Origin of the sequence: Actinomadura rifamycini DSM 43936 (assembly GCF_000425065.1) — a bacterium.
In the GTDB taxonomy this organism is placed as follows: domain Bacteria; phylum Actinomycetota; class Actinomycetes; order Streptosporangiales; family Streptosporangiaceae; genus Spirillospora; species Spirillospora rifamycini.
On sequence record NZ_KE384300.1, the window covers coordinates 310,043 to 334,167 of the forward strand.

General features: G+C 75.3%; 22 protein-coding genes, 1 tRNA gene and 1 pseudogene. 9 read left to right on the forward strand and 15 right to left on the reverse strand.

The annotated features are described in order from the left end of the window. Positions 1–153 precede the first annotated feature (153 nt). Together H505_RS0134840 and H505_RS0134845 are read right to left on the reverse strand one after the other, a co-directional pair. Complete coding sequence (locus H505_RS0134840) at positions 154–1,719, reverse strand: MFS transporter (RefSeq protein WP_051301505.1); 1,566 nt, start codon at positions 1,717–1,719, stop codon at positions 154–156. Beyond that, complete coding sequence (locus H505_RS0134845) at positions 1,716–2,402, reverse strand: LppX_LprAFG lipoprotein (RefSeq protein WP_026405635.1); 687 nt, start codon at positions 2,400–2,402, stop codon at positions 1,716–1,718. The genes H505_RS0134840 and H505_RS0134845 overlap by 4 nt, the downstream gene beginning before the upstream one ends. A 144-nt stretch (positions 2,403–2,546) precedes the next feature. On the opposite strand from H505_RS0134845, the gene H505_RS0134850 reads away from it, so the two are divergent. Further along, positions 2,547–2,620: transfer RNA gene (locus H505_RS0134850), tRNA-Ile, on the forward strand. 159 nt (positions 2,621–2,779) lie between these two features. Then, positions 2,780–3,163: a DUF7715 family protein gene (locus tag H505_RS0134855; RefSeq protein WP_199747588.1), complete on the forward strand. Its 384-nt coding sequence runs from the start codon at positions 2,780–2,782 to the stop codon at positions 3,161–3,163. 18 nt (positions 3,164–3,181) lie between these two features. Here the strand turns inward: H505_RS0134855 and H505_RS0134860 are convergent, their stop codons facing one another. Genes H505_RS0134860 through H505_RS0134875 form a run of 4 tightly spaced genes read right to left on the reverse strand, consistent with a single transcriptional unit; the run spans position 3,182 to position 7,308 of the window. Then, positions 3,182–4,441, reverse strand: a complete 1,260-nt coding sequence (locus tag H505_RS0134860) for an adenylosuccinate synthetase (RefSeq protein WP_026405637.1) — start codon at positions 4,439–4,441, stop codon at positions 3,182–3,184. A 31-nt stretch (positions 4,442–4,472) separates the two neighbouring features. Continuing rightward, positions 4,473–5,441 (reverse strand): hypothetical protein, encoded by a 969-nt coding sequence (locus tag H505_RS0134865; protein ID WP_026405638.1) that lies wholly within the window; start codon positions 5,439–5,441, stop codon positions 4,473–4,475. A gap of 41 nt (positions 5,442–5,482) precedes the next feature. Next, positions 5,483–6,484, reverse strand: a complete 1,002-nt coding sequence (locus H505_RS46395) for a serine/threonine-protein kinase (RefSeq protein ID WP_034521301.1) — start codon at positions 6,482–6,484, stop codon at positions 5,483–5,485. Then, positions 6,481–7,308 carry an NUDIX hydrolase gene (locus H505_RS0134875; RefSeq protein WP_026405639.1) on the reverse strand — a complete coding sequence of 276 codons (828 nt, stop codon included), beginning with the start codon at positions 7,306–7,308 and terminating at the stop codon, positions 6,481–6,483. The genes H505_RS46395 and H505_RS0134875 overlap by 4 nt, the downstream gene beginning before the upstream one ends. A gap of 146 nt (positions 7,309–7,454) precedes the next feature. On the opposite strand from H505_RS0134875, the gene H505_RS0134880 reads away from it, so the two are divergent. Further along, complete coding sequence (locus H505_RS0134880) at positions 7,455–7,760, forward strand: MTH1187 family thiamine-binding protein (RefSeq protein WP_026405640.1); 306 nt, start codon at positions 7,455–7,457, stop codon at positions 7,758–7,760. On the opposite strand, the gene H505_RS46400 is transcribed toward H505_RS0134880, so the two are convergent. Beyond that, positions 7,738–8,118 (reverse strand): STAS domain-containing protein, encoded by a 381-nt coding sequence (locus H505_RS46400; RefSeq protein ID WP_084551160.1) that lies wholly within the window; start codon positions 8,116–8,118, stop codon positions 7,738–7,740. The two genes, H505_RS0134880 and H505_RS46400, sit on opposite strands and share 23 nt — an antisense overlap. A gap of 128 nt (positions 8,119–8,246) precedes the next feature. Next, positions 8,247–8,810, reverse strand: a complete 564-nt coding sequence (locus H505_RS0134890) for a TetR/AcrR family transcriptional regulator (protein ID WP_026405641.1) — start codon at positions 8,808–8,810, stop codon at positions 8,247–8,249. A gap of 50 nt (positions 8,811–8,860) precedes the next feature. On the opposite strand from H505_RS0134890, the gene H505_RS0134895 reads away from it, so the two are divergent. Then, entirely contained in the window at positions 8,861–9,589 is a 729-nt protein-coding gene (locus H505_RS0134895; protein ID WP_034521305.1) for an alpha/beta fold hydrolase, read from the forward strand. On the opposite strand, the gene H505_RS0134900 is transcribed toward H505_RS0134895, so the two are convergent. Beyond that, complete coding sequence (locus tag H505_RS0134900) at positions 9,579–11,543, reverse strand: hypothetical protein (protein ID WP_084551224.1); 1,965 nt, start codon at positions 11,541–11,543, stop codon at positions 9,579–9,581. The two genes, H505_RS0134895 and H505_RS0134900, sit on opposite strands and share 11 nt — an antisense overlap. Before the next feature lie 96 nt (positions 11,544–11,639). Further along, on the reverse strand, positions 11,640–13,454 hold the full coding sequence (locus H505_RS46405) for an APC family permease (protein ID WP_064743773.1): 1,815 nt from the start codon (positions 13,452–13,454) through the stop codon (positions 11,640–11,642). A gap of 367 nt (positions 13,455–13,821) precedes the next feature. Here H505_RS46405 and ggt point away from each other — a divergent pair, with 367 nt between their 5' ends. The 3 genes from ggt to H505_RS0134920 all read left to right on the forward strand — a co-directional run bounded on the left by ggt (position 13,822) and on the right by H505_RS0134920 (position 17,142). After that, positions 13,822–15,771, forward strand: a complete 1,950-nt coding sequence (gene ggt / locus H505_RS46410) for a gamma-glutamyltransferase (protein ID WP_341849584.1) — start codon at positions 13,822–13,824, stop codon at positions 15,769–15,771. Positions 15,772–15,822: 51 nt separating this feature from the next. Beyond that, positions 15,823–16,176, forward strand: coding sequence for a divalent-cation tolerance protein CutA (cutA, locus tag H505_RS0134915; protein ID WP_026405644.1), 354 nt, complete (start codon positions 15,823–15,825; stop codon positions 16,174–16,176). A gap of 96 nt (positions 16,177–16,272) precedes the next feature. Further along, complete coding sequence (locus H505_RS0134920) at positions 16,273–17,142, forward strand: oxygenase MpaB family protein (RefSeq protein WP_026405645.1); 870 nt, start codon at positions 16,273–16,275, stop codon at positions 17,140–17,142. A gap of 26 nt (positions 17,143–17,168) precedes the next feature. On the opposite strand, the gene H505_RS0134925 is transcribed toward H505_RS0134920, so the two are convergent. From H505_RS0134925 to H505_RS0134945, 5 genes are all read right to left on the reverse strand, one after another. Beyond that, positions 17,169–17,468 carry a metal-sensitive transcriptional regulator gene (locus H505_RS0134925; RefSeq protein WP_026405646.1) on the reverse strand — a complete coding sequence of 100 codons (300 nt, stop codon included), beginning with the start codon at positions 17,466–17,468 and terminating at the stop codon, positions 17,169–17,171. Between the two features lie 70 nt (positions 17,469–17,538). Further along, the gene (locus H505_RS0134930) at positions 17,539–18,141 is read right to left on the reverse strand and encodes a histidine phosphatase family protein (RefSeq protein ID WP_026405647.1); all 603 of its coding nucleotides are present in this window, start codon (positions 18,139–18,141) and stop codon (positions 17,539–17,541) included. A 27-nt stretch (positions 18,142–18,168) separates the two neighbouring features. After that, positions 18,169–19,284: an alanine dehydrogenase gene (gene ald / locus H505_RS0134935; RefSeq protein ID WP_026405648.1), complete on the reverse strand. Its 1,116-nt coding sequence runs from the start codon at positions 19,282–19,284 to the stop codon at positions 18,169–18,171. 178 nt (positions 19,285–19,462) lie between these two features. Next, entirely contained in the window at positions 19,463–20,647 is a 1,185-nt protein-coding gene (locus H505_RS0134940) for a glycerate kinase (RefSeq protein ID WP_051301506.1), read from the reverse strand. Positions 20,648–20,773: 126 nt separating this feature from the next. Next, positions 20,774–22,219: an NCS2 family permease gene (locus tag H505_RS0134945; RefSeq protein ID WP_051301507.1), complete on the reverse strand. Its 1,446-nt coding sequence runs from the start codon at positions 22,217–22,219 to the stop codon at positions 20,774–20,776. Positions 22,220–22,432: 213 nt separating this feature from the next. Here H505_RS0134945 and H505_RS0134950 point away from each other — a divergent pair. Further along, positions 22,433–22,741, forward strand: a pseudogene (locus H505_RS0134950) (PucR family transcriptional regulator); the annotation flags it as partial. Positions 22,742–22,755: 14 nt separating this feature from the next. Continuing rightward, entirely contained in the window at positions 22,756–24,054 is a 1,299-nt protein-coding gene (locus H505_RS0134955) for a helix-turn-helix domain-containing protein (protein WP_026405652.1), read from the forward strand. Positions 24,055–24,125 lie beyond the last annotated feature (71 nt).

The following is a 24,125-nucleotide window of genomic DNA, read 5'->3' on the forward strand; positions in this document are numbered from 1 at the left end:
CCCGGGGAGCGCCTCCCGGCAAGGGGCCTTGCTCGTCGTTTGCCAGGATATTCCCGAGATCACTGAACGGCACGGCGCCCATGGCCGAATCGTTTCCCGGATCGGGCCCGCTATGCCGCATCCGTGACCGAAAACGGCGGGCGCGTCCGGGGATCAGCGCCCCGCCGGGTCGGCCTCCAGTTCGCGCGGGGCGGGCGGGGCCGCGCCGTCCCGCCGGTTCCCGGCGGCGAGCGCCAGCAGCGCGCCGACCGCGCACAGCACCGCCGTGATCAGGAAGATCTCCCGGTACTCGGTGCGGAGCGCCTCCTCCACCGCGGCCAGGTAGACGTCCATCGCCCGGTCGAACTCCGCGTCCGACATCGTGAACGGCAGCGGCGGCCGCAGCTCGGCCGTCAGCGCGTGGAACCGGTGGAAGCCCCACGCCGACAGCGCCGCGATGCCGAGCAGCATCCCCATCATCCGCGCGACGACCACGGCCGCCGACGCCACGCCGTGCCGGGCCGCCGGGACGAACCGCAGCACCGCCGACGACACCGGCGCGATCACCAGGCCGAGGCCGAGCCCGGTGATCACCAGGTCGACGTCCATCCGCGGCAGCGGCCCGTACGACGCGTTCGCCAGGTCGGCGGGCCACGCCGCGATCAGCAGGTACCCGCCGGCCGCGACCGCCATCCCGGCCGCCATCGGCCACCGCTCGCCGAACCGGCGCGCCGCCGCGCCCCCGGCCACGGCCGCGATCGGCAGCGCGACGAGGAACCGCGTCAGCAGCAGGGCGCCCTCGACGTCGTCCTCGTCCAGGACGGTCTGCGCCACCAGCACGACGTCCACCAGCGTGACCATCAGCGCCGCGCCCGACAGCAGGCTCACGCCCAGCGTCGCGAGCAGCGGCCCCCGCCGCACCCCCGACAGGTCGAACAGCCGCGTGCGCGTCCGGACCTCCCACAGGACGAACGCGGCGAGCGCGACGGCCCCGGCGATCAGCAGCGGCGCGCCCCACGGCGGCAGCGCCGACTCCTGCGGTTCGGGGTTGTAGACGCCGCCGACCAGCAGCGCGAGGCCCGCCGCGAGCAGCAGCCCGCCCACCGCGTCCACGCCCGGCCGCGGTCCCGCCGGCCGCCCGCCCGGGACCGCGACGTGCACCGCGGCCATCGCCAGCGCCGTCAGCGGCAGGTTGATCCAGAAGATCGCCCGCCAGTCGTCCAGCAGCGCGACGACGCCGATGCCGTACAGCGGGCCGAGGACGCTGCCGAGCTCCTGCGCGGCGCCCACCGCGCCGAGCACCACCGGCCGCTGCCGCTCCGCCCACAGGTCGCCGGCCAGCGCCATCGTCACCGGCAGCAGCGCCCCGCCCGCGATGCCCTGCACCACCCGGCCCGCCGTCAGCACCGGGACGTCCTGCGCCAGGGCCGTGACCACCGAGCCCGCCGCGAAGAACAGCAGGCACGCCTGCAGCAGCGGCCGCCGCCCGAACCGGTCCGACAGCTGGCCGAGCAGCGGCATCGCCGCGACGTACCCGAGCAGGAACCCCGTCAGGATCGGGGTGACGCGCTCCAGCCGGTTGACCGGCAGCCCCAGGTCGTCGACGATCGTGACCAGGACGGTCGTGACGACGTAGGCGTCGAGCGCGGCGAGCAGCACGACCGCCCCGCCCGCGCCGATCGCGACGCGGCGCCGCGCGCCCGCCGCGCCGGGCCCCGCTCCGGCCGCCCCGTCCGTCACCGGGGCGCGCTGATCTTGTAGGCGGCGTCGAACTCGGTGAACTCGATGACCACCGCGCCCTTCCCCTCGGGGAACGCGCCGCGCACCTTGACCAGCCGCCCGTCGTCCTTGTTCACCCACACCTGCCCGCGCAGGTCCGCGTCGATCCCCGGGATCAGGCCGCCGATCCGGTCCTGCGGCAGCGTCGCCGCCACCCGGTACGCCTCCTTGCCGCCGACCTCCTCGACGGCCTCCGCCTCCGGCGCCTCCAGCGACGACAGCAGGCTCGCGATGCCGCGCTCCGGGTCCAGGACGGCCGACGGGTCGTACATCGTCGCCGCGAGCGCCTTCGGGGCCCGCCGCCAGCCGCCCGTCCCGGCGTCCAGGTAGATGCTGTCGCCGACCGCGACGACCTTCATCTCGACGGCGTGCCCGGACTGCTCGACCGTCAGCGTGCCCTCGGCGTCCCCGTTGCGGAGCAGCTTCAGGTCGCCGCCCTTCACCATGATCGGCGTCTCGTCCTGCGTCGACACGGTGAACGCGACGCTCTTCAGGTCCCCCATGGCCTGCGCCGCCCGCCGGATCACCTGCGCGCCGTCGAAGTCGGCCCGCTCCGTCCCGCCCGACCCGCCGTCCCCGTCGCAGGCGCCGACGGCGCCGAGCAGGAGGAGGAAGGAGACGAGGGCGAGGATGCGTCTGGACATGGACGGGACCCTACCGACGGGTACCGCCGTGCGTCACTCGCTCTGAGGTATGACATCGCCCCGGGGAAATCGCGGTGGCCGCCGTCATCGGGCCGCCGCTAAGATGACTCGCGGCACGCCCCCCGCCGTCATGGGGGAGGCCGAGGGGCGGTAGCTCAGCCGGTCAGAGCAGGAGACTCATAATCTCTGGGTCGCGGGTTCGAGTCCCGCCCGCCCTACCCGTCGGGGGCCGCGTTCCCCCGTGTTCGATGATCCTCCGGTGCCCGTTCGGCGTGCGTCGGCGCCCCTCGCGTGACCTGGTGTTTCGCCGGGTTCGCGGCATAACGTCGGACCCGCGTCGTACCGTGGGCGCGTCCACGGCCGGCCGAGGGGGCATCGTGAAGCTGCTGACCGCCACGAACTCGACCCAGGGATTCCGCGACAACGACTTCGACTGGTGCGTCGAGGGCGAACTCGTCCACATCGGCGTGGTGTGCGCCCGCGACTCCGGCGACCCGGACGGCGGCTGCGGCTGCGGCCGCTCGTTCGCGGGCCTGAACTCCCATCGCGCCACCACGACCGCGATGGTCCGGGACGTCCCCGGCTTCACCGGGGCCGACTACGTGGAGGCGCTCCGGTCGAGCCTGGAGCAGCAGGGCTGCGACGCCTCGCACGCCGAGCACGAGGCGGCGCTGCTGCGCTGCCTCGTGCGCGACTGGCCGGTCGGCGCGATCGTCGAGCGCCGCCTCGACGAGATCGTCGTCCGCCAGGTCGTCCGGTAGGCCGCGCGGGCCCCGGGGTCAGACGGCGGCGGCGACGCGCTTGTCCGCGGCGGTCGGGCCGAACGACCGCAGCACGACCGGCGCCCCCGCGGCCTCCTCGACGGCCTCCTCCGGACGGCCGAGCGGCGCGTACACCGGTCGCGCCGCGAGGAGCCGGCAGGTGAGGTCCTCCTGCAGGTCGAGGCGTCCCGCCGGGTTGGGCGCGAGCCGCCGCACCGTCGCGTCGCCGATCCGGTAGGCGCGGCAGACGCGCAGATCGGGACGCGCCCCCGCGACGTCCAGATGCGTGACCGCCACGCCGTCCATCCCGCCGGTGACCTCCCGCGCGTACCGCAGCGCGACCGCGTCGAGGTGGCCCGCGCGGAACGGGCCCTGCCACGGGCCCGTCCCGTTGTGCGGCTCGGGCAGCCCGCGGGTGAGCGCCGCGTCCTCGGTGACGAACGGGCCCGGCCCGTGCCGGGTCGCGTACGCCCGCACGACCCCGAGGCGCGCGGCGCCGCCGCCCGCCTCCCGCAGCAGCGCCTCCGCGTTGCCGAACGTGGTCGTCGACCACGTCGTGTACGGGTGGAAGCCGTGCCACTCGTCCAGCAGCACGCCCTGCGCGCCCTCGAACACGACCGGCCCCCCGGCGAGGAGCGTCCGCATGTGGCCGCCGCCGACGACGCGGACCCGCTCGCCGAACGCGGTGAACGCGGCGACGCAGTCGTCCACGTCCGGGACGTCCTCGGCGGCCCCGGGGAACGCGTCCCGGTACCGGTCGCGGACCGCGGCGAGCCGCCGCCGCAGCCGCGCGGGCGACCGGCAGTCGCCCGCGCGCGGCGCGTCCTCGTGCGCGAGCGCGTACGCGGCCGTCTCCCCGACCCCCATCCCGCACGACCCGTGCCGGTCCGCGCCGCGCGCCCGTTCCCGCGCCCGTCCCGCCGCCCGGTGGTACGGCGTCGTCAGCAGCGCGTCGCCGTCCACGGTGAGCCGGTCGAGCGCGTCGCCGACGCCGATCCGCCGCAGGTGGTCCGCCTCGGCGGCGAGGGCGAGCGGGTCGACGAGCACGAACCGCGACAGGTGCGTCCGGACCCCGGGCGTGAAGGTCCCGGACCCCAACTGCGCGAACGTGTGGTGCCGCCCGTCCACCGCGACGACGTTGTGCGCCGCCTGCGCGCCGCCGTTGAACCGGACGACCGCGTGCACGGGCGACGCCGCGCACAGGTGGTCGACGACCGTGCCCTTCCCGGCGTCCCCGTACCCGAGATCGACGACGATCACGTTCTCCGCACCGAACACCGCTCCGCGCTCCTCTCCGCCGGACGGACGATCAGAGCCGCGTCGTCCGGGACGCGGCGGGACGGTCGAGGCCGGGCGGGGCCGGCGAGGTGGCCGCGGGAACGCGGCCGTCCAGGCGGGCGAGGGCGCGCGACACCGACGCGCCGGCGGTCGAGCCCGCCTCGGCGAGGTGGCCGAGGCCCTCGGCGAGGTCGATGGCGTCCTCGCCGAGCCCGACGGTGAGGGCGATCGTCTCGCAGACGGCGCCCGGGTCGTCCAGGTAGAGGACGTTCTGGCCGAGCAGGTCGCGCCAGAAGTCGCGGAGCTCCGGCTTCCCGGAGTGGTAGCCGCCCTCGGGGATGATGAAGTAGACGTCCCACTTGCGCTGGAGGTCGCGGACGAGGTCGGCGATCGGGACGTCGGCGGGCGGGTCCGTGCCGATGATCTTCGCGACCTCGCGGCGCTTGACCTTCGGGTAGGCCAGCTCGTCGCCGATCATGAACAGGTAGCCGCGCTTCCCGCGCTTGTCGAAGCAGTCGGCGGCGGTGTGCCGGGCCATGAAGTGCATCGCGAGCTCGTAGGACTCGCGCATCTGGCCGCCGCCCCCGCCCTCGATGAGGATCTTGGCGAGGTCGTCGTCCATCCGGTTGTCGGCCTCGAACTGGCCGATCTGCAGCGGGGCGCGGTCGCAGGTCGCGTCGCCGACGGCGCCGAACAGGATGTGCGGGTCGGTGGCGTAGCCCTTGCGCAGCAGCAGGCCGAGCAGGTCGGGCAGCTTGGTCTGCAGGGTGCGGGGGACGGTGCCCATCGAGCCGGTGACGTCGAACAGGACGGCGATGGCCAGCGACTCCGGGTGGTCGTCGGAGTCGCGGCTCTCCCGCACGGTGACGCCGCGCGGGTCGAGGTCGGGGTGGACGGTGGTGGCGCCGCCGTCGCTGTAGGCGAAGGCGCTGATCCCGTTGGCCGCCTGGTAGCTCTGGCGGGCGGCGTAGACGTCGGTGGACCAGTGTCCGCTTCCCATGGGTTCTCCTCGGGTCGTGCGGGTCGGATGGGTCGGTCGGGTCAGGGGGCCGGCGGCATGCGGAAGGGCCGGAAGCGGCGCGGGCCGTAGAGCCGTTCGAGCAGCTCGTCGAACTCCGCCAGCAGCCGCCAGGCGTCGGACGGGCGGCGGTGCGGCGCCGGGAGCGTGCAGCCCCGCGCGAACGCGCGCATCGCCGGGGGCGTCCGCGGGCCCATGAGCCGGGTCATGCAGCGGGCGGCCATGAACAGGTCGGTGCCGGGCGTCGCGGGCCCGCGGGCCGGCACCTCGGGCGGGTAGAGGTCCGCGTGCCGGTCGACCATCGCGGGGACGTGCTCGCCGGTGTCGGCGACCGCGTGGCACCAGCCGACGAGCACCAGCCCGTGCAGCTCCGGATGGATCATGACGTGCTCGGGCAGGACCGCGCCGTGCAGGACGCCCGCGCGGTGCACGAAACCGAGCGCGACCAGCAGGCGCCGCCACATCCAGGCGGCGTCGCGCGGGTCGACGCCGTCCGGGTGCGCGCGCCGGACGGCCGCGAGGTCGTGGAAGCCGTCGAGCCGGCGCAGGACGTCGACCCGGCGCTGCGCGCCCGTCGCGGCGTCCCGGTGCCGGAACGTCTCCACGAGGTGCGGGACGTACGCGCGGTGCCGGCTCTCGCCGAACGTCGCGAGCCGCCGCAGCGCGGCCGCCTCCCGCTCGATCAGGTCGCCGTCGCGGGGGTCGCGCGGCATCTTGAGCAGGACCCGCTCGCCGCCCGCGTGCGCCGGGTACAGCTTGGCGACGTCCCCGTCGACCGGGTCGCCGTCGACGCGGTAGTCGTGCCGCCCGCCCGCGATCGTCAGCGTGCCGGCGCCGCGGTAGGCGCGCCACAGCGCGTTCAGCCGGGTGAAGGCGTCGTGGGTGCGGCCGCCGGTCATGTCCGGGTGGACGGTGCGGGCCAGCCGGCGGTAGCGGCGGGCGGCCTCGACGGCGTCGTCGCCGAACAGGTCGGCGGGCGTGCGCGCCGCGTCGAGCGTGGTCAGGGCGTCGTGCAGGGGGGTCATCTGATCAGCTCCTCCCGGCCGGGGCGCAGCAGCGCGGGGTGCAGCAGCCGGGCGTCCCCGGCCCGGTAGAGGCGGGGGCGCGGGCCGCCGCGCCGCCCGGCCGTCCGGTCGGAGGTCGCGCCGGTGCTCTCCACGAACCCGGGCACCGACAGGACCTTGCGGTGGAAGTTCCCGGCGTGCAGTTCCTCGCCCCAGACCGCCTCGTAGACGGCGCGCAGCTCGGGGATGGTGAACTCGTCGCCGCAGAAGGCCGTGGCGAGCGGCGTGTACTCGAGCTTGCCGCGCGCCCGCTCCAGGCCGTCCGACAGGATCCGCGCGTGGTCGAACGCCAGCCTGCGGGTGGTGCCGGGCCGCTGGCCGCCGGACGCGGTGAGGCCGAGCGCGGCCACGTCCGTCCACTCGGCGGCGGCCGCGTCGCCGCCCGCGCGCGGGTCGGGCAGCTCGGGGGCGAAGGCGAGGTAGGCGACGGACACGATCCGCATGCGCGGGTCGCGGCCGGGGCTCCCGTAGGTGCCGAGCTGCTCCAGGTGCAGGCGGCCCAGTTCGGCGTCGCCCGCCTCGAGGCCGGTCTCCTCGGCGAGCTCGCGGACGGCCGCGTCCGGCAGGTCCTCGCCCTGGTGGTGCCCGCCCGCCCGGACGAACCCGCCCGGCAGGGCCGACATGCCCGCGTACGGGGCCTCGCCGCGCCGGACGAGCAGGACGTGCAGGGCCCCGTCGCGGATCGTCAGCGCGACGACGTCCACCGTCACGGCGACGGGGTCGTAGGCGCGCGGGTCGTAGTTCGCGAGGAAGTCGCGCTCGTCGTTCCGCGGGTCCGGGCTCATCCGTGCTCCGATGTCGTTCTCAATCTGAGTCAATCTCTGGTTGAGAACAACATAACCCGGACGGCTCCCCCTGTCCACCCCGGTTCCCGGCGATGAGATCGTGGAAGGACGAACCGGACGTACGAACCGGATGTAGGAGGTGCGCTGTGCTGGTCGCGTTCTCGGTGACCCCGCTCGGCACGGGGGAGGAGGTCGGGGAACTCGTCGCGGAGGCGGTGCGGGTGGTGCGCGAGAGCGGGCTGCCCAACCGCACCGACGCGATGTTCACCACGATCGAGGGCGAGTGGGACGAGGTGATGGCCGTGGTCAAGGCCGCCACCGACGCCGTCGCCGCCCGCGCGCCGCGGGTGAGCCTCGTCGTGAAGGCCGACGTGCGGCCGGGCGTGACCGGCGCCCTCGACGCCAAGGTCGAGAGCGTCGAGCGTCACCTCAGCCGGACAGCCACTCCCTGATCTCCTCGTCGGTGCGGGGGAGGACGCACCACAGCGCCTCCTCCATCGACCCGCACAGCGGGACGTCCCGGTCCAGCCCGAGGATCCGGAACACCTTCGCCGCGTAGGGGCGCAGCCCGACCAGCGCGAGCGCGGCGCCCTCCGCCTCGCACACGCGGGCGCACCGGAACACCGTCCGCATGCCCTCGGCGTCGAAGAACGTCACGCCGGAGACGTCCAGCACCAGCGGGCGCCCGGTCAGCGGGCGCAGCCGGGAGCGGACGTGCGGGCACGACGCCCGGTCCATCTCGCCGCTCAGCAGCACGGTGGTGTGCCGCTCGCCCTCCACGACGACCATGTCGACGGCGCCTGGCTCCATGCTCCCCCCTCGCGGTCGCCGGTCACCCGAAGAGCATCGCGCGCTCACCGACGGTTTCCAAGCGGTTCCGCGGAGCGGCGTGCCGGGCGGCGGCCGCCGCGTGCGGGGACGCGCGCCCGGCGGCGCGTTCAGGGGCGCGCCGCGGCGCCGTCCAGGACGGCGGCGACGGCCCGCTCGGCGAAGCCGTCGCCGACCGGGAGGCCGCGGAACGCCACCCGGACCCAGACGGCGCCGGCGAGCAGGTCCATGAGCAGCATCGGGTCGGCGTCCGGCGCCAGCTCGCCGCGCGCGGCGGCGCGGTCGAACACGGGGCGCTCGCGCGCGAGGCGGTCGGCGAAGAACGTCCGGGCGTGCGCGGCCAGTTCGGGGTTGCGGGCGGCGGCGCCGAGCGCGGCGAGCGCGATGCCGGCGGCGGGCGGCTCGGTGAGCAGGCCGACGAGGGACCGGACCAGCGCCTCCAGGTCGCCCCGCAGGGAGCCGGTGTCGGGGACGTCCAGGTCGAGTTCGGCGCCCTCGGTGAGCGCGGCGGCGACGAGCGCCGCCTTGGACGGCCACCAGCGGTAGATCGTCGTCTTGTTGACGCCGCACCGATCGGCGACGCCTTCGATGGTCAGCCCGTCGAACCCGCGGGCGGCGAGCAGGTCGAGGGCCGCGGTGAAGACGTCCTGGGCGCGGCGGGGTCCGGAAGCCATGCCCCGAAGCGTATTGCAACGCAACGTTGCGTTGCAATACGCTCCCCGGCATGGAGACGGAGAACGTGCCCGTGGTGCTGCTGCACGGGATCCGGGTCAGCGGCACGATGTGGGGCCCGCTCGCGGAGCGGCTGCGCGAGCGGCACCGGGTCGTCGCGCCCGACCTGCCCGGACACGGCCGGCGGCGCGGGGAGCGGTTCACGATGGACGGCGCCGTGGACGCCGTCGCGGAGGCGGTCGACGGGCTCGGCGGCCGGGCCCTCGTCGCGGGCCTGTCGCTCGGCGGCTTCGTCGGCATCGCCGCCGCCGCACGCCACCCCGGGCGGGTCGCCGGGCTCGTGGCGATGGGCTGCACGACCCGCCCGGAGGGGTTCGGCCGCGCGGTCTACCGCACCGCCGGCCGGCTCGCCGGGCGGTGGCCCGCGTACGCCGACGCGGTGGGCGCCCTGGCGTTCCGCAGGGCGCTGCCCGGTCCGGCGGCCGGCGCGGTGCTCGCGGGCGGGCTGTCCAGCGCGGCGTTCCCGCAGGCCGTCGAGGCCGTGTGCGGGTTCGACCCGGTCGCCGCGCTCGCCGCCTATCCCGGGCCCGTCTGGCTCGCCAACGGCACCCGCGACCCGTTCCGCTCGCACGAGCGGGCGTTCCTGCGCGCCTGCCGCGACGGGCGGCTCGTCCTGTGGCCGGGCCGCGGCCACCTCGGCGCCCTGCACGACCCGGCGCTCCCCGCGCGCCTCGTCCTGGACGCGGCCGCCCTCGCCCGGGACGCGGACGTCAGGGCGTGATCACGCAGGGGCCGCCGCCGCAGACGTCCACGACCCGGCCGGTTTCGAGGAAGACCGCCTTCTGCCGGCGGGCGTCGGCGTCGTTCCGCGGGTCCGAGTGCGGATCGCTGCCCTCCTCCGGCGGCGTGTTCGAGGTGGGCGGCGCGGGCGTGCCGCTGTCCCAGACGACCATGGCGGAGCCGTCGTGCGACGCGCCGAACGTCGGGATGCCCCAGTAGGGCGCGTCGTCCGGGCTGCGGCCGGGCCGCAGCGCCGGGGCGTGGACGCGCGCGCCGATCGTCCGCGCCTGGACGTCCGACGCGACGTTCGCCACCTGGTGGTCGCCGAACGCCACGTGCATCAGCACCCGGTGCGCGGGCGTGCCCGGGAGCGGGTCGTCCGTCATGTGCTGCGCGTACCCGTTCGCCTCGCCGCGGTCCCACAGCATCTGGATCAGCGCCAGCCCGATCTGCTGGTCCAGCTTGTCGGGGTAGAACAGGTCGAACACGCGGGCGTACTGCGGGAAGTCGGAACTGCGGTTCAGCATGGTGCTGTAGTTCATCGCCGGGACGCCGAGGACGGCGCGGCGCAGGTCGGGGGACACGGCGGTGAGGGCGCCGCCCATGATCCCGCCCTGGCTGTTGCCGTCGTAGGCGAGCGGCGCGCCCCGGTCGATGAGGGACGCGCCCGAGCCGTCCCGGAACGCGTCGTGGCCGGGGAAGCCGCGGGTCATGGCGCGGCCCAGGAAGACGAAGTTCAGCATGCCCTGCTGGAGCCGGTCGGCGACCGTCCGGAAGCGGGTGACGTCGGTGAGCGCCGAGACCACGTTCGGGACGTCCTCGTCGGCCATCCCGATCCACTTCGTCGCGCAGAAGACGAACCCGTGCTCGTCCGCCATCGCCTTGACGTTGCCCGCGCCGACCTCGCCGTGCGACCCGAGCAGCCCGTGCCCGTACAGGGCGGGGCGGGCGGGCTCCTCGAACGCCGACCGGGGGATCTCGCACCGGAACGGGACGGCCTGGTCGTTGCCCGGCAGCCGGGCCGGGAGCCCGTCGGACCCCAAGCGGAACTTCGAGCCGGGCAGCCCGCCGTACTGGTCCAGGTAGCTCGGCGCCCACACGACGCCCTCGACCTCCCGCGCGATCCGCTCGTCCACGTCCTCGCGCACCCGCGTCACCAGGAAGGACGGCGACCGGTCGCCGAGGCGCCCGAGCGCGTCGTCGCGGATGTGCAGCATCCGCCCGGTGAGGCTCTGCCGGCTCGCGACGGTGAAGTCCCACGCGAGGTACAGCCCGTCGCGGCCGACGCCGTGCGCGGCGAGGTCGTCCAGGACGGGCCGCAGCGACCGCTGGCGCTCGTCCAGGGGATGGCCGCCCGGCAGGTCGGGCCCGAGGAGCGTGCGGAACGCCGGGTTCGGCGCGATCGGGGCGCCCGAGGCGTCCCGCAGGTTCCGCAGCGCCACGACATAGCGGTGGCCCTCCACGAAGTTGCGCGCCGGACGGACGATCAGGGCGCGGCGGTCCTCGGGGGCGTTCGCGTCCGTCTCCGCCCAGTACGGCCACCGCTCGCCGGTGCCGGTGTCGATGACGACGATGGGCGCGTCCGGGGCCAGCGACGCGCCGATGCCGGTGACCGGGGCCGCGCCGCTGCGGGCGAGGTCGACGCCGGGCACGCGGCTCAGCAGCATCGAGCCGGGGGAGAAGCCGTCCGCCCGGTTCCACTCCTCCGGCGAGACGGGCGCGCCGAGCGCGTTGCGGAGCGTCGTCCGGAAGTCCGCGCGGCGGCCGGTCGGGGTGCCCGGGTCGGGCACCGTGTACCAGTCGTTGGGGAACGGCAGCAGGCACGCGGCCGGGTCGATGGGGTCGCATCCGTCGTCCGCCCGCGCGGCGGCGGGCGGCGCGGCCAGGGCGGCGAGCCCGGCGACCGCCAGGACGAGCGCGCTCAGCGCGGCGAGCAGGGCGCGGGGGAGACGCACCGTCCACCTCCGGATGATCGACGGCAGTGCCGAGATCATGAACGTGCCGCGCGGGCCCGGTCAATGCGCGTCCGGATGCGGCCACGCGGAGGCGGGTCAGCGGCGGTGCCGGCCCCCGGGATGCGGCGGCTCCTCCCGCTCCCCGTCCGCCGGCGGGTCCGGCGACGTCCGCCGCGGGTCGCGCGGGCGCGGCGCGTCCGGGCGGCGCATCGAGTACCGGCCCGTCGGGTACGGGCTCTCCGGCGCCGGGACCGGGGGCCGCGGCGGCGGCGCGGACAGCGGCTGCCCCACCGGCGGTCCGACCGGCGGCGGCCCGTCCAGGGGCTCGACGCCGGGCGGCAGCCCGGCGGGCCGGCCGGGCGGGCCGGGCGGGGGCGCGTCGAGGACGGGGCGGTCCGCCGGAGGCGCGTCCAGCAGCAGCTTCAGCTCGCTCTTCCGGCGCCCGTACACCAGGTACAGCAGGAGCCCGACGAGCATCCAGACGGCGAAGTACACCCACGTCCGCACGTTGAGGTTCAGCATCAGCCAGCCGATGGCGGCCATCGTCACCGCCGCCGTCAGGTGCGCGGCGGGCACCCGGAACGGGCGGTGCAGGTCGGGGCGTGCGCGGCGCAGCGTCGGGACGGCCGCGGCGACGAACAGGAACGCGAACAGCGTGCCGAGCACCACGAGCTGCTCGAGGGTGAGGACGTCCACGGTCTGCGACATGACGATCGCCGCGCCGCCCGCGAGCAGCGTCGCGCGGGACGGCACCCGGTACCGGCTCATCCCGGCCAGCGGGCGCGGCAGCAGCCCGTCCCGCGACATCGAGAAGATCACCCGGGTGAGGCTGATCAGCAGCACCAGGGTGACGGTGGTGAGCGCCAGCACCGCGCCGACGTCGACGATCCGCGCCATCGCGCCCGACCCGGCGGCGTCGAACGCGGCGGCGAGCAGCAGCCCGCCGCGGTCGAGCCGGGCGAGGCCGTCCATCCCGACCATGGCGACGAACGCGACGGCCACCGCCGCGTACAGCACGACGGCGGACACGAGCGCGGTGATGATGCCGCGCGGCACCTTGCGGGGCGCGTCGTCGGTCTCCTCCGAGGCGGTCGCGATGAGGTCGAACCCGATGTAGGCGAACGCGATGGCGGGCGCGGCGGCGAGGACGCCCCAGACGCCGAAGACGTGCGGCGTCCCGCCGCCGAGCGCGCCGAGCAGCGCGTCCAGGACCGTCCGGCCGTCCTCGGGGGCGGGCTGCGCGGGCGGGACGAGCGGCGTGAGGTTGCCGGGCTCGAAGTACGTCAGCGCGACGACGATCACCAGGCCGATCACGACGACCTTGGCCATCACCATGAACCAGAGCGTGCGCAGGCCGAGCCTGCTGCCGGTGGCGAGCATCAGCACGAGCAGCAGCAGGATCCCGAACGCGAAGAGGTCGGGCCCCTTCTCCTGGCCGATCAGGTCGCCGAGCCAGGACGGGACGGCGACACCGAAGTCGTGCAGCGCCTGCGTCGCGTACAGGGACCAGACGCGGGCGAGCACCGACGCGGCGAGCAGCAGCTCCATCAGCAGCGCCCACCCGACGACCCAGGCCCACACCTCGCCGAACGCGACGTAGCTGAAGGAGTACGCGCTCCCCGCGACCGGGATGATCGACGACAGTTCGGCGTAGGCGAGCGCGGCCAGCAGGCACACGAATCCGGCGATGAGGAACGACACCAGTACGGCGGGGCCGGCCGTGCCCGCCGCCTGTTCTCCGGCGATCTTGAAAATGCCGGAACCGATCATCACGCCGAGGCCGAGCACCACGAGATCGCGGGTCCGGTAGACCACGCGGAGGCGGTGCCGGCCGCCGTACAGCCGGCCGGTCGCCTGCTCGACGGGCAGGCGCCGGAACATGTTCGTGCGCATGCGGATGTCCCAGGTCATAGGCGGTCCCCCCCGGCACCCGACCCCACGGCGCCGGTCGCGGTGGCCTCGATGAAGTCCCTAAGAATTCACCAGGTATGGCCGAAAACGCAACGTTTTCCCGAAGGTCGATGCCCAGTCGCTGTTGTCGAATCCTGCCAAACTCGGGACCCGTTGGCGCGGCGCAGCGGCGCGCTCACCCTGGGCGAACACCGATTCGGGTTCAATGGGAGCGCTCCAGCATGCGCCATTCGCAATATGTGCGGAGGAAAGCGAATACGGGCGGGGACCGGCCGGTGTCGGCCGTCCGGCCGCGGGGCGGCGCGGACGGTGGCGCGCCGCGAAGATCGGTGACACCGTGGAGGCGCCGCGATCTTCAGGAGGTCTGGTGTTCCGCTCCCCGTCGCATCCGCCTTCGTCCGAGCCGCCTTCGTCCGACCCGCCGGCGCCGCGTCCGGCCGGTGCCCGCCCGTCCGCCGGACGGGCCGGGCCGCGCGGGCGCCGGTTCCGCCGGACGGCCCCGGCCGCGGCGGTCGCCGCCGCCGCGGCCCTCGCCGCGTCGGCCGCCCTGACCGCCCCGGCGTCCGCCCGCCCGTCCCGGCCCCCGGCGGCGCCGGACAAGCGGCCGGTCGCGACCGGGCACGGCGGCGCGGTGTCCACGGTCGACCCGTACGCGAGCCGCACGGCGCTGGACGTCCTGAAGCACGGCGGCACCGCCATGGACGCGGCCGTCGCCGCCGCGGCGACCCTCGGCGTCACCGAGCCGTACGTCGCGGCGATCGGCGGCGGCGGGTTCATCACCTACTACGACGCCCGCAGCGGGCGCGTCCACTCCATCGACGGCCGGGAGACCGCGCCGGGGGCGATGCGCGAGGACGCGTTCATCGACCCGGAGACCGGCGAGCCGCTGCCGTTCGCCGAGGCCGTCACCAGCGGGCTCGGCGTCGGCGTCCCCGGCACGGTCGCGCAGTGGGAGCTGGCGCTCGACCGGTTCGGCAAGCGGAAGCTGCGCGACCTGCTGCGGCCCGCGATCGAGGTCGCCGAGCGGGGCTTCGTCGTCGACCGGGAGTTCCACGACCAGACGGCCGTGAACGAGGAGCGCTTCCGCGACATCGCCCCCACCCGCGAGCTGTTCCTGCCGGACGGGAAGGTCCCCGAAGTCGGCTCGGTCTTCCGCAACCCCGACCTCGCCGGCACCTACCGGGAGCTCGCCCGGCACGGCGGCGACTGGCTGTACGAGGGCCGCCTCGGCCGGGAGATCGTGCGGACGGTCGCCGACCCGCCCGTCGCGCCCGGTGCCGACCGCACCGTCCGCCCCGGGCTGATGCGGTCCGCCGACCTGGACGCCTACCGCGCGAAGCTCCGCAAGCCGACGCACGTGTCGTACCGCGGCCTCGACGTGTACGGGATGCCGCCGCCGTCGTCGGGCGGGTCCACGGTCGGCGAGGCGCTGAACATCCTCGAGGAGTTCGACCTCGACGCGGACCGCCCGGTCGACGCGCTCCACCTCTACCTGGAGGCGTCCAAGCTCGCCTACGCCGACCGCGGCCGCTACCTGGGCGACGCCGACCGGGTCGACGTCCCGCTCCGCGGGCTGCTGTCGCAGGGCTTCGCCCGCGAGCGCGCGTGCCTGATCAAGCCGGACGAGGCCGCCGCCGCGCCCGTCCCGCCCGGTTCGCCGGACGGACGGTACGGGGCGTGCGAGCCCGCGCGCGGCGCGCCCGGCGCCCTCACCCGCGAGGGCCCGCAGACCACGCACCTCGTCGTCTCCGACCGGTGGGGCAACGTCGCGTCCTACACGCTGTCGATCGAGCAGTTCGGCGGCAGCGCGATCACCGTCCCCGGCCGCGGCTTCCTGCTGAACAACCAGCTCACCGACTTCTCGTTCGCGCCGCCCGCCCCCGGCGCGGCGCCCGACCCGAACCTGCCCGGCCCGCACAAGCGGCCGCGCAGCAGCATGGCCCCGACGATCGTGCTGGAGGACGGCCGGCCGCGGCTCGCGCTCGGCTCCCCGGGCGGCTCCACGATCATCACGACGGTGCTGCAGATCCTCGTCAACCGCGTCGACCTCGGCATGGACCTGCCCGCGGCGCTGAACGCGCCGCGCGCCACGCAGCGCAACACGCCGGCGGTCCACGCGGAGCAGGGGTTCATCGACCGGTACGGCGACGCGCTCCGCGCCCGCGGGCACGGGCTCGAGCTGTTCGCCGGGCCGCCGCGGGGCGTGATCGGCGCGGCGAACGCGCTGGAGATCCTGCGGCCGGGGCTGGTCCAGGCGGTCGCCGAGCCCGAGCGGCGGGGTGGCGGCAGCGCCCTGGTCGTCAGACCGGCCCGATAGCGTGGGGTCCGCGAACGCGTGCCCGGTCCGCGAGGGGGAAGGAGTCGTCCCATGGCGCAGTCTTACGTTCAGGTGACGACCACCACCGACTCGCGGGCCGAGGCGGCCGAGCTGGCCAAGTCGGCGGTCGCCGAGCGGTTCGCGGCGTGCGCCCAGCTCGTCGGGCCGATCGCCAGCACCTACTGGTGGGAGGGCGAGATCGAGTCGGCGGAGGAGTGGATGGTGCTGTTCAAGACCACCGCCGACCGGTTCGACGAACTGGCCACCCTGATCACCGACGTGCACTCCTACGACACCCCCGAGATCATCGCGACGCCGGTGGTGGCCGGAAGCCTGGACTACCTCGCCTGGATCGCCGAGCAGACCGAGGCCGACGAGGCCGACGCCGAGGCGGACGAGGTCTGACCGGGCGGCCCCGCCGTGTGTGACCCGCGCCATGCCCGGGTAAGTTTTCGGTTACGCGGGCCGCGCGGTTTCCGGCGCGCGGGAAGGGGGGCCGCCGTGGACGACGGGACACACGGGCCGAGGGCCGACGACGGGCTGTTCGGGCCGGGCTCGATCACGTGGCGGGTGATGGGCGAACCGGTGCTGATCGTCGGCGGGATCCGGGCGCTGCTGCTGCAGTCGCTGCATCCGCGCACGATGTGGGGCACCGCCCAGAACTCCGAGCTGATGAAGGCCGACGCCGCCTGGGGGCGGCTGGCCCGCACGGTCGAGTTCGTCCGCGTCCGCACCTACGGCTCGGCGGACGACGTCGAGCGGGTCGGCCGCCGGGTCCGCAAGCTGCACTCCAAGCTGACCGGCGTCGACATGCGGACGGGCGAGCCGTTCCCGATCGACGACCCGGAGAACCTGCTCTGGGTGCACATGGGCGAGGTCGACTCCTACCTCGACGTCGCCCGCCGCGCGGGCGTGCCGCTGAGCGACCGGGACGCCGACCGGTTCGTCGACGAGCAGCGCCGGGCCGCGGCCGTCGTCGGCCTCGACCCCGCGGACGTCCCCGCGTCGGTCGCGGAGATGGCGGACTACTACGCCGACATGCGCGGCCGCATCTGGGCGTGCGACGAGGCCCGCCTGGGCCTGCGGCGGATGTTCAGCCCGGCCGTCCCGCGCAACCTGCTGCCGCTGAAGCTCGCCGCGCCCGCCGTCGGGACGCTGACGGTGTCGACGCTGCCGCGCTGGGCCCGCCGGATGTACGGGCTGCCCGGGCTGCCGACGTCCGACCTGGCGGCCACGCTCGCGCTGAAGAGCCTGTACCGGACGACGCGCGCGGTGCCCGAGCGGTACCGGTACTCGCCGGACGCGCGGCGCGCGCTGCGCCTCACCCGGGAGCGCGAGACCGAGGCGGGCACCTGGACGATCGCGTCCTGACCGCCCGCGCGCGGACGGGCGGGCGGTCAGCCGCGGCGCATCAGGCGGCCGACGGCGGCCATCAGCTCGGTCGACATCGCGTCGCCCTTGCCCTCCTCGGCGCCCTCGGCGACGCAGTGCCGGACGTGGCCGTCGAGGAGCCCGAGCGCGACCTTGTCGAGGGCGGCCTGCACGGCGCTGATCTGGGTGAGGATGTCGATGCAGTAGCGGTCGTCCTCGACCATGCGCTCGATGCCGCGCACCTGGCCCTCGATCCGGCGGAGCCGGGTCTGCAGCTGGTCCTTGGTGGCGGTGTAGCCGCGCGTGGGGGCCTCGCTGGTCGCCATCTCGGTCCTCACAATCGGTTGGGCCTCGCACCTCGGGGAAGCAACACCCCCCGCAGGGGTATGTTATGCGCTAGTTCGGGGGGATGTTCCAGGCCGAGACGACCGGACGGCCGTGCTCGGAGCCGAGTTCCGACAGCGTTCCGGTCTGGAGCGCGAACAGGCGTCCCAGTGCCGGCTCCAGGCCGAGCCACCGCGCGGTCAGGACGCGGAGGAAGTGCCCGTGCGCGACGAGCGCGACGTCCCCCTCGTCCAGAAGCGGGCGTACCCGCGCCAGAACCGCGTCTGCGCGCGCGCCCACCTGCTCGACGGACTCGCCGGGGTGGTCGGCGTCGCCCGGGACCACCCCGTCCTCCCACAGGTACCAGCCGGGCCGGTCCTCCCGGATGCGGGCGGAGGTGATCCCCTCGTAGCCGCCGTAGTCCCACTCCCACAGGTCGGCGTCGACGCCGCCGGCCGGGCCGTCCATCGGCAGCCCCGCCAGCTCGGCGGTGCGGCGGGCCCGCTCCGCCGGGCTGACCAGCGTGCGGACGATCGCGCGGCGGGCGAGCGGCGCGCGCAGCGCGCGGGCCTGCTCCTCGCCCCGCGCCGTCAGCGGGAGGTCGGTGCGCCCCGTGTGCCGGCGGGCGCGGCTCCATTCGGTCTCGCCGTGCCGCACGATGATCAGCTGTCCCATGCGCCCCACTCTAGGCGCGGGCCCCCGCTAGTCGAGGACGGACGACGGCGGGATCCACGGCAGCCCGTGGGCCTCGCCGACGTGGTCGTAGACGATCTCGCCCGCGTGCGTGCTGAGGCCGCGCGCCAGCGCCGCGTCGGCGCGCAGCGCGCCGCGCCAGCCGCGCTCGGCGATCGCGACGGCGTACGGGAGCGTCACGCCGGTGAGGGCGTAGGTCGAGGTGTTGGGCACCGACCCCGGCATGTTCGCCACGCAGTAGAACGTCGAGTCGTGCACCCGGTAGGCCGGGGCGTCGTGGGTGGTGGGGCGCGAGTCGGCGAAGCAGCCGCCCTGGTCGATCGCGATGTCGACGAGCGCCGACCCCGTCTTCATCCCGGCGACGAGCTCGTTCGAGACCAGCGTCGGCGCCTTCGCGCCGGGGATCAGCACCGCGCCGATCACCAGGTCGGCGGCGCGGACCTGCTGCTCGACGGCGAGGGCGTTCGACACCAGGGTCCGCACCCGGCCCCGGTAGACCGCGTCGATGCGGCGGAGCCGGTCCACGTCGACGTCGAGGACGGTGACGTCCGCGCCCATGCCCGCGGCGATCTGCGCGGCGTTCAGCCCGGACACCCCGCCGCCGATCACCACGACCTTCGCGGGCGCCGTGCCGGGCACGCCGCCCGGCAGCACGCCCCGCCCGCCGTTGGACGCCATCAGGTGGTAGGCGCCGACCTGCGGGGCGAGCCGCCCCGCGACCTCCGACATCGGGGCGAGCAGCGGCAGCGAGCGGTCCGGGAGCTGGACGGTCTCGTAGGCGATCGCGGTGACGCCCGCGGACAGCAGGGCGTCGGTGCACTCGCGGGACGCGGCCAGGTGCAGGTACGCGAACAGGACCTGGCCCTCGCGCATCCGGTGGAACTCGGGCGCGATCGGCTCCTTGACCTTGAGGACGAGGTCGCCCTCGGCCCAGACCTCGTCGGCCGAGTCGAGGATCTTGGCCCCCGCGGCGGTGTAGTCCTCGTCGGGGATCGCCGAGCCGAGGCCCGCGCCGCGTTCGACGAACACCTCGTGGCCGTGGCGGGTGAGCTCGTGGACCCCCGCCGGGGTGATGGCCACGCGGTACTCGTGGTTCTTGATCTCGCGGGGTACGCCGATCTTCACGGAAGGCTCCTTGTGGGGGCTGACGTCCGTACGTTTCAAGCGTCATGCCCGCGGTCCGCGCCCGCCACGCGCAGCGTGGCAGCACATCGGCGCGTTCGGTGACACGGTGTAAACCGGGACGTGCGGGACCGGCGGCCCCCGCCCGGCCGCCTGCCCGGTCCCCCGTTCGGCCGCCCGGTCAGGGGCCCGTCCGGTCGCCCGGGCGGCGCACCGGCGGGAGCCACTCGTCGGCGATCGCGACCGTCAGCTGCTCCAGCAGCGGCCCGGCCCGGCGGACGCGGCGCTCGGTGTCGGGTTCGAGGTCCTCGAGCGTGTAGACGGCCTGGATGCGGGCCTTGCGGAGCTGCTCGCCGGTGAGGCCGCGCCGCCCGGCGACCGCGACGACCGGGACGCCCGCCCGCGCCGCCGCCCGCGCGACGCCGACCGGCGCCCCGCCGCGCAGCGAGCGGGTGTCGAGGACCCCTTCCCCGGTGACGACCAGATGTGCGGCGCGGGCCCGCTCCGCGAAGCCGAAGACGTCGAGCAGCACGCCGGGACCGGGCGCGATCGTCGCGCCGAGGAAGGCCAGCGCGGCGAACCCGACGCCGCCCCCGGCCCCGGCGCCCGGCAGGTCGCGGACCGTCCGGCGGGTCGCCGCCTCGGCGAGGTCGGCCCAGCGGCGCAGGCCCGCGTCCAGCGCCAGGACCTCCTCGCGGCCCGCGCCGCCGCGCGTCCCGTGCACGGCCGCCGTGCCGCCGCGGCCCAGCAGCGGGCCCGCCGGGCCGCAGGCCGCGACCACCTCGACGCCCGACAGGTCGGGCAGGCCGCGCAGGTCGAGGGCGTGCAGCGAGCGCAGCGCGGCGCCGCCGGGCGGCAGCTCCCGGCCGGCGGAGTCGAGCAGCCGCCCGCCGAGCCCGCGCACCAGCCCGGCGCCGCCGTCGGCGCACGCGGCGGAGCCGAGCCCCAGCACGATGCGGCGGGCGCCGCGCCGCAGCGCGTGCCCGATCAGCTGGCCCGTCCCGACGCTGGTCGCCGCGAGCGGGCGGGGCCGCCCGCCGGGGAGCCGCCGCACGCCGGACGCCTCGGCCAGCTCGACCACCGCGACGTCCCCGGCGAGCGCGAGGGACGCGGCGACGGGCCGTCCGACCGGGCCGCACACCTCCGCCTCGATCCGCCGCCAGCCCGCCGCGACGGCGGCGTCGACGGTGCCGTCGCCGCCGTCGGCCACCGGGAGCTGCACGACCGGGACGTCCGGCCGCGTCCGGCGCAGCCCGGCGGCCAGGTGCCGCGCCGCCTCCGCCGCCGTGAGGGCGCCGCGGAACCGGTCGGGCGCCAGCAGGACGTGACCGCGCGGGAACGGTTCGGAGGGTGAGTCCGCGGACACAGGCAGCCACACTTTCACGCCGGGAGGTAAGGTCCTTACCTTCTGCTTACGCGATGTCGGCATCATTTGACACCCGGAACGCGCCGCGAGACTTTCAAACGCGCAGAGAGGTACGGCCTTCCGGCGTCAGCGGACGCCCAGCCAGGTCTCTATGGGGTGGATTGCGAAGAACAGCAGGAACAGGACCACCACGGGCCACAGCCACACCGACACCTCGCGCGCCTTGCCCTTGGCGACCTTGATGACCGCGTAGGCGACCATGCCGCCGCCGATCCCGATGGTGATCGAGAACGTGAACGGCATCAGCACGATCGTCAGGAACGCGGGGATGACGAGTTCGAGGTCGTCCCAGTCGACCTTGGCGACCTGCATCATCATCAGCGCGCCGACGACCACCAGCGCGGGCGCCGCGGCCTGCGCGGGCACCACCGCGGCGAGCGGGGTCAGGAACAGCGTGACGGCGAACAGCCCGCCGGTCGCGATGTTGGCCAGGCCCGTCCGGGCGCCCTCGCCGACGCCCGCGGCCGACTCCACGAACACCGTGTTGGCCGACGAGCTGGTCACGCCGCCGAACGCGGCGGACACGCCGTCCACCGACAGGATGCGGCCGAGCCGCGGGACGTCGCCGCGCTCCGACACCAGCCCGGCCTCGTCGCTGACGCCGAGGATCGTCCCCATCGCGTCGAAGAAGCCCGACAGCACCAGCGTGAACAGGACGACCAGCGCGGTGATCACTCCGGCCTCGGCGAACCCGCCGAACACGTCGACCTGCCCGAACAGCGAGAAGTCCGGCACGGCGAACAGCTCGTCCGGCATGGTCGGGGTGACGACGCCCCAGCCGCCCTCGGCGATCGTCGCGTTCGCCTCGATGACCACCGCGACGACCGTCCCGAGCACGATGCTGATCAGGAGGCCGCCGGGCACCCGCCGGACGTACAGGACGATCATCAGCAGCAGCGTCAGGCCGAACACCACGGTCGGCCACGTCTCCAGCCGCCCGCCGGTGCCGAGCGCCAGCGGCGGGCTCGTCTCGCTGGAGCTGATGAAGTGCGAGTCGTACAGGCCCACCAGCGCGATGAACGCGCCGATGCCGACCGCGATCGCGTGCTTGAGCGCCAGCGGGATCGCGTTCATGATCCGCTCGCGGATCCCGGTGAGCGCGAGGATCACGATGATCACGCCCTCGATGACCACCAGGCCCATCGCCTGCTCCCAGGTCATCACCGGCGCCGCCTGGAACGCGACGACCGCGTTGATGCCGAGGCCGGCCGCCAGCGCGAGCGGCGCGTTGCCGACCAGGCCCATCAGCACGGTCGTGACCGCCGCCGACAGCGCGGTCATCGTGGTGAGCTGCGGGATCGACAGCGTCGCCCCGGTGACGTCCTTCGCCCCGCCGAGGATGATCGGGTTCAGCAGGATGATGTAGGCCATCGCGAAGAACGTGGTGACGCCGCCGCGCAGCTCGCGGGCGACGCTCGTCCCGCGCCCGGTGAGGTCGAAGAACCGATCCAGCGGCCCGCGCCCGCCCGTGGGCGGTGAATCGTCGGCCTTTGCGGCAGGAGAATCGGACATGGCGCGGGCTCAGCCTCCAGCGGCGTCATCTCGAAAAGGGCGAGCACAGGGTAGCCGCCCCGGCCCGCGGGCCGGGCGGCGGCACCACCGGAGCGGAGGCCGCCGCGCCGTGAAGTTCCGGCGGCGCGGAACGGGACTGCGCTGCGTGACGGCTTTGCTGCGCTATAGCCTGCCCTGGTGCGAATGCCAGAGTCGATGGGCACGGTGAACCCCGACACCTACGCGCTGCTGCTGGCGGAGGTATCCGAGCGGACCCGCTGCTCCTTCCGGGACCGGATGCTCGGCCCCCTCGAGGAGTACGACAGCGCCCGGCGCGCCGAACTGCTGCACACCCTCGAGGTGTTCCTCGCCTGCTCCGGCTCCTGGAGCCGGACGGCGACGCGGTTGCACGTCCATGTGAACACGCTTCGGTACCGAATCCGGCGAATCGAGGACCTGACCGGCCGGGACCTCGGCACACTGGAAGATCGAGTCGACTTCTTCCTCGCCCTGCGCGCGACGCAGCCGGCGAGAACCCTGTAGGCGGTGGTCACACGATGGATCGCGAGACACTCGGGCAGCGCATCCGCGCCCTGCGGATCAGGCAGGGCGTCAGCCAGGCGCAGCTCGCCTTCCCCGAACTGTCCGACAGCTACATCTCGCTGATCGAGAGCGACAAGCGGGTGCCCGCGCCGAGCGTGGTCGAGCTGCTCGCCGCGAAGCTGAACTGCTCGGCGACGTACCTGGTCAGCGGGGTCAGCGAGGACGTCGTGGACGAGCTGCGCGTCACCCTCGACTACGCCGAGATCGCGCTGCGCAACGGCGCTGCGGAGGAGGCCCGCGCCCGGTACGCCGAGGTGCTGGCCAACGCCGACGCCGTCGCGCTGCCGGAGATGCTGCACCAGGCCCGCTGGGGCCACGCGCTGGCGCTGGAGGCCGCCGGCGAGCTGGAGGACGCGATCGCCGGGCTCGTCGCGCTCGCCGAGGAGGTCTCCGCCGAGGACGACCTCGACCACTGGGCCCGCGTGCACGTCGCGCTGAGCCGCTGCCTGCGCGAGCGCGGCGACGCCGGCGCCGGCGTGCAGGCCGCCGAGGGCGCGCTGCGGCACCTCATCGCGACCGGCGCCGACGCCACCGACGCCGCCGTGCACCTCGGCGCGGCGCTGCTCGCCGCGTTCGTCGAGCGCGGCGACCTCGTCCGGGCCCGGCAGCTCGCCGAGCAGCTCGTCGAGCGCGCCGAGCGGATCGGCAGCCCGCGCGCCCGGATGCTCGCCTACGGCGAGGCCGCCTACGTCGCCGAGATCCGCGGCGCCTACGAGGAGGGCGTGGAGCTCGCCGAGCGGGCGCTGATGCTGGCCGGAGACGGCGAGGACCCCCGCGACCTCGACCGGATCCGGGTCAGCTACGCGGGCCTGCTGCTGCGCGCCCGCCCGGACCAGGCGGCCCGCGCCCGCGACCTGCTGGTCCGGGTCCGCGGCGACGGCGGCGTCGGCGCCGCCGGGGAGATCGACGTCGCCTGGTGCCTGACCGAGCTGGCCCGCGCCGAGACCGTCCTCGGCCGTCCGGCGGAGGCGGTGCGGCTCGCCGAGGAGGCCCTGGACCTGCTCGGGGACGCCCCGCGCCGCGCGGCCGCCGGGGCGCTGACCGTCCTCGGGGAGGCGTGCCTGAAGCTCGGCCGGCGCGAGCGCGCGACCGAGGCGCTCACCCGCGCCGCCACCTGCCTGGAGCAGATGGAGGCGTCCCGGGAGGCGGCGCAGGCGTGGTTCGACCTCGCGGAGGTGCTCGCCGAGACCGGCCCGGCCGACGAGTCCCGGATGGCCGCGTACCGCCGCGCCCTGACCTGCGCCGGGGTGTAGCCGCGGGCGCGGTTTGAACCGTTCCGATCGCCGGGGCGTCGGAGAGGAAGGTTTCCCCGGGTCGCTGGAGG

Coding starts and splice junctions, on each gene's coding strand:
- H505_RS0134845 (WP_026405635.1), bottom strand. CDS start 2,402: ATGTCCAGACGCATCCTCGCCCTCGTCTCCTTCCTCCTCCTGCTCGGC.
- H505_RS0134865 (WP_026405638.1), bottom strand. CDS start 5,441: ATGGGAAGCGGACACTGGTCCACCGACGTCTACGCCGCCCGCCAGAGC.
- H505_RS46395 (WP_034521301.1), bottom strand. CDS start 6,484: ATGACCCCCCTGCACGACGCCCTGACCACGCTCGACGCGGCGCGCACG.
- H505_RS0134875 (WP_026405639.1), bottom strand. CDS start 7,308: ATGAGCCCGGACCCGCGGAACGACGAGCGCGACTTCCTCGCGAACTAC.
- H505_RS46400 (WP_084551160.1), bottom strand. CDS start 8,118: ATGGAGCCAGGCGCCGTCGACATGGTCGTCGTGGAGGGCGAGCGGCAC.
- H505_RS0134890 (WP_026405641.1), bottom strand. CDS start 8,810: ATGGCTTCCGGACCCCGCCGCGCCCAGGACGTCTTCACCGCGGCCCTC.
- H505_RS0134895 (WP_034521305.1), top strand. CDS start 8,861: ATGGAGACGGAGAACGTGCCCGTGGTGCTGCTGCACGGGATCCGGGTC.
- H505_RS46405 (WP_064743773.1), bottom strand. CDS start 13,454: ATGACCTGGGACATCCGCATGCGCACGAACATGTTCCGGCGCCTGCCC.
- cutA (WP_026405644.1), top strand. CDS start 15,823: ATGGCGCAGTCTTACGTTCAGGTGACGACCACCACCGACTCGCGGGCC.
- H505_RS0134925 (WP_026405646.1), bottom strand. CDS start 17,468: ATGGCGACCAGCGAGGCCCCCACGCGCGGCTACACCGCCACCAAGGAC.
- H505_RS0134930 (WP_026405647.1), bottom strand. CDS start 18,141: ATGGGACAGCTGATCATCGTGCGGCACGGCGAGACCGAATGGAGCCGC.
- H505_RS0134945 (WP_051301507.1), bottom strand. CDS start 22,219: ATGTCCGATTCTCCTGCCGCAAAGGCCGACGATTCACCGCCCACGGGC.
- H505_RS0134955 (WP_026405652.1), top strand. CDS start 22,756: ATGGATCGCGAGACACTCGGGCAGCGCATCCGCGCCCTGCGGATCAGG.